We start from the raw sequence: 4,440 nt of genomic DNA, 5'->3' as shown, positions 1-4,440 counted from the left end.
TGGCCGGACGGCCCGCGCGACCGCACTACTCGCCGGCGAGCGCCTTGAAGAACCCGATGCGCGCGTAGTACTCGACGTACCGGCCGAGGATTTCGGGTCCCACGATCGGGCATTCGACGCCGGTCCCGGCAAGTGCCGCCCGTGTGTTGCTGTCGTCGTAGACCGTGGTGCCGGCGACGCCGTCGGCGAACTGCGTGGCGACCAGCATCGCTCGCATGAGCGAATCGTCCCCGGCTGCGGACAGCGTCTCGGCCGTCGTGAACAGCTCGAGGCCGAACTCTTCGATCGACGACGCCCGCAATCCGAATCCGTGACGACGCAACTGCTCCTCGAGATCGGTCATCGGAGCATCGTGCTGCGCCACCAGGTTGTAGGTGCCACCCCACGTGTCCGGCTTCGTCGCCAACGTGACCAGAGCGCGCGCGACGTAGTTCACCGGAGTCATGGCCACTCCGCCGTGCTGCGCGACATCCGGGATGATGCCGAGTGCAACGATGGCGCGCACCATGTTCCAGAACGCGTCCTCGGTCGCGCACGCACCCGTGACGACGTCACCGGTGATCAGACCCGGGCGGTAGATCGAGACCGGCACACCCTGCTTCTCGGCCAGCCGCACGATCTCCTCACCCACCCACTTGGTCTGGACGTAGCCGGAATTCATGACGAACTCCGGTGCGAGCCAGTCGTCCTCGTAGGCGCGGTGCCGACTGCCGTCGGGTTCGCGTTCCGGCGCGTTGAGCACCGACCCGGTCGAGACGAAATGAACCGGCTTCAGGTGATGCGCCGATGCCAGACGGAGCAGTTCCTTCGTCGATTCGACGTTCGCATCGTGCATCCGCCGATACGTTTCGATGTGGTTGACGCGAGCACCGTTGTGGATGATCGCATCGATCTTCTCGGACAGGCCGGCGAAGATCTCCGGCGCCAGTCCGAGACGCTGCTCGGCGAGATCGCCGGGAAGAGGAACGATCCGGTCCGAGTCGCCGTCCTGCCACGCACCGAACTTGCGCATCGACGCTTCGATGCGGGCGAGTCCGTCCTCCCGGTTGTTCGCGCGCACGAGGCACACGACATCCGCCGAGGTCCCGTCGATGAGTTCGCGGACCAGATGCGAGCCGAGGAACCCGGTCGCACCGGTGAGCAGTACGGTCCGCAGATCCGCACGAACCGGTGCAGCGTCTGCCACCGGAAGCTGCTCGAGTCCGACGAACTCCGCGAAGTTGTCGACCGTCCCGGCCTGCTGGGCCGGATCGATCAATCGGGCGAGGTCCTCCACGGAGCTGTTGTCGAACAGATCGTTGACGGACAACTCCGCGCCGACCAGTTCCCGGAGCCGGTTGACGACCTTGACGACGAGCAGCGAGTGACCACCGAGGTCGAAGAAGTCGTCGTCGAGACCGACCCTCTCGATGCCGAGGATTTCTGCGAACGTCGCCGCAACAGCGTGCTCGATCGGCGTCGTCGGCGCGCGGAACTCACGCGCCTCGAACTCCGGTTCGGGCAGGGCCCGGCGATCGAGCTTGCCGACCGGGGTCAGGGGGATCTCGTCGAGCGTCATGATCGCGGCGGGCACCATGTGCGACGGCAGCGACCGGCCGACGAATTCGCGCAGGTCTGCGACGTCGATCGTGTGGCCGGCGGACGGCTTGACGTACGCGACGAGGTTCACCGATCCGGTGACCGGGTTCTTGTGCGCAACGGTCGCGGCGAAGTCGACGGTGCCGTGGCCCGTGAGAGCCGCGTCGATCTCGCCCAGTTCGATACGGAAACCACGCACCTTCACCTGGAAATCGGAGCGGCCGACGTAGGTGATCTCGCCGTCCTTCGTCCACGCCACGACATCGCCCGTGCGGTACATGCGCTCACCCGGAGCACCGTGGGGGTCGGCCACGAACCGCGCCGCCGACAACTCGCGGCGCTCGTGGTACGCCCGTGCCACACCCGGACCGGACAGGTAGAGCTCACCCGGTACGCCCACCGGAACCGGCCGCAGGCGTCCGTCCAGGATCGACGCCGCCACACCGCGGAGCGGCTCACCGATCGGCATCGAGCCGGTGCCGTCCAGCGGTGCGCTGCTCGTCGCCAGGATCGTGGTTTCGGTCGGGCCGTACACGTTGAAGAACCGGCGGCCGGCACCCCAGCGGGCGACCAGCTCGAGCGAGTACGCCTCGCCACCGACCATCACCGATTCGAGATCGGTCATGCCCGCCGGATCGATCGATGCCAGGGCTGCGGGTGTGATGAACATGTGGCTCACGCGCTCACGCTCGAGCAGGTCACCGAGTTCGTCACCGCCGTAGACCGAGGGCGGAACGATCACCATCGTCGCTCCGGCCCCGGCGGCGAGCAGTAGTTCGAGCATCGACGCGTCGAAACTCGGCGAGGCGAAGTGCAGCGTCCTCGACGACGGGGTGACGACGAAACGTTCCCGCTGTTCGGCAGACAGATTCGCGAGACCGCCGTGCGTCACCGATACGCCCTTGGGAAGACCCGTCGACCCCGACGTGTAGATGATGTACGCGACGTTGACCGCGGTCGCGACACCGTTGAGTTCGTCCGTCGCGATCGGGGCCGCGGACTTCGCGGACCGCATCGTCTCGAACGCCGGATCGTCGATGACGAGCCATTCGACATCACCGGGCAGCGTCTCCGCATGCGCGGTCAGTGTGAGACCGAATGTCGCGCCGGAGTCCGTGACCGTGTGGCTGATCCGGTCGGCCGGGTAGTTGGGGTCGACCGGGACGAATGCGGCACCTGTCTTGGTGACCGCCCACACCGCGAGAACCGATTCGATCGACCGCGGGATACCGAGCGCAACGTACTGCTCGGGTCCCAGACCCCGCTCGAGCAGGATCCGGGCGATCTGCGAGGACCGTTCGTCGAGTTCCCGGTAGGTGACACTGCGATCCTCGAAGACCGCCGCATCTCCGTCGGGGTTGAGCTCGACCGCCTGCCTGAGGATCTCGGCGAGGGTGACGTCCTGCAATCCGCCTTCGGCACCCCGCCGAACCGCGAACTCGGCATGCTCGTCGGTGGACAGGATGTCGATGTCCGCAACCGGAGCGGCCGGGTCCGCCGTGGCAGCGGCGAGTACCCGCTCGAAACGTTCGAGGAACGATTCGATCGTGCCCGCGTCGAACATGTCGGCGGCGTAGATGACCTCGACTCCGAGCCCACCGGGGGCGCCGTCCTCCGCGAACGACTCCGCCACAGTGATCTCGAGGTCGAACTTCGCTGCCGCATAATCTGTTTCGACGGGGGCGATGGTCAGATCACCGAGATCGAGCGAAACATCCGAACGGCCCTGCAGTGTCAGCGACACCTGGAACAGCGGATTGCGTGCCTGCGACCGTTCGACGTCGAGTGCCTCGACGAGACGCTCGAACGGTATGTCCGCGTTGCCGAACGCTCCGAGGTCGGTTTCGCGCACCCGGCTCAGGAAGCCCGCGAAGGACTCGTCCGGATCCACCTCGGTGCGCAGCACCAGGGTGTTGACGAACATGCCGACGAGTTCGTCGAGGGCGGCGTCACCACGACCGGCCACCGGCGTTCCGACCACGATGTCCGTCGTGTTCGACAGGCGCGCGAGCAGGAGCGCCAAGCCAGCATGCACGACCATGAACGGCGTCGATCCCTGCGCCCGTGCGAGTTCGCCGATCCGTGCCTGCAGATCGGAGCCGAAACTCGTGCGCGCCGCTGCGCCACGTCCACTCGCCGACACCGGGCGCGGACGATCGGACGGCAGGTCGAGCTGATCGGGGACACCAGCGAGCTGCTTCTCCCAGTAGCCGAGCTGCTGCGCCAGCAACGACTCGTCGTCGGTTTCGGAACCGAGCACGGCGCGCTGCCACAGCGCGTAGTCGGCGTACTGCACCGGGAGCGGGCTCCAGGCGGGCATGCCTCCCTGGGCGCGTGCCGCGTATGCCGTTGCAACGTCACGGGTCAGCGGCGTCATCGAGAAGCCATCCGTGCTGATGTGGTGCACCACCACGACCAGGATGTGCTCACGCTCGGTTACTGCGAGCAGGCGAACCGCGACGGGAACCTCGGTGGTCACGTCGAAGTGAGTACCCATGATCTCCGCCACGCGGGCATAGACCTCCGGCGCCGGGACGGTCTCGGCGTCGAGACCGATCCGGGTGTCTCCGGCGGGAAGCACGACCTGGGTTCCGACGCCGTCGGCCTCCGGGTAGACGGTGCGCAGCACCTCATGACGGCCGATCACGTCGTTGATCGCCGCTTCCAGAGCACGAACGTCGAGTGCACCGGTGAGCCGGATCGCGACGGGGATGTTGTACATCGACGATTCGGTGTCGAAGCGGTTCAGGAACCACATCCGAGTCTGCGCCAACGACAACGGAACCCGATCCGGACGCACCTGCGGCACCAACGCCGCACGAGAACCCGAACCCACCTGCGACTCCACCCGAGCCGCCAGAG

At 66.8% G+C, this 4,440-nt stretch carries 1 protein-coding gene; it reads right to left on the bottom strand.

Features of this window, described 5'->3' with window-relative positions; all coding sequences use genetic code 11:
- Positions 1 to 25: 25 nt before the first annotated feature.
- Entirely contained in the window at positions 26 to 4,414 is a 4,389-nt protein-coding gene (locus WAX14_RS19445; protein ID WP_422629689.1) for a non-ribosomal peptide synthetase, read from the bottom strand.
- Positions 4,415 to 4,440: the final 26 nt, after the last annotated feature.

This window comes from Rhodococcus sp. (in: high G+C Gram-positive bacteria), from assembly GCF_049299235.1.
In the GTDB taxonomy this organism is placed as follows: domain Bacteria; phylum Actinomycetota; class Actinomycetes; order Mycobacteriales; family Mycobacteriaceae; genus Rhodococcus.
Note: the sequence above shows the minus strand (reverse complement) of the source record. Positions and strands in the feature narration are given on the sequence as shown.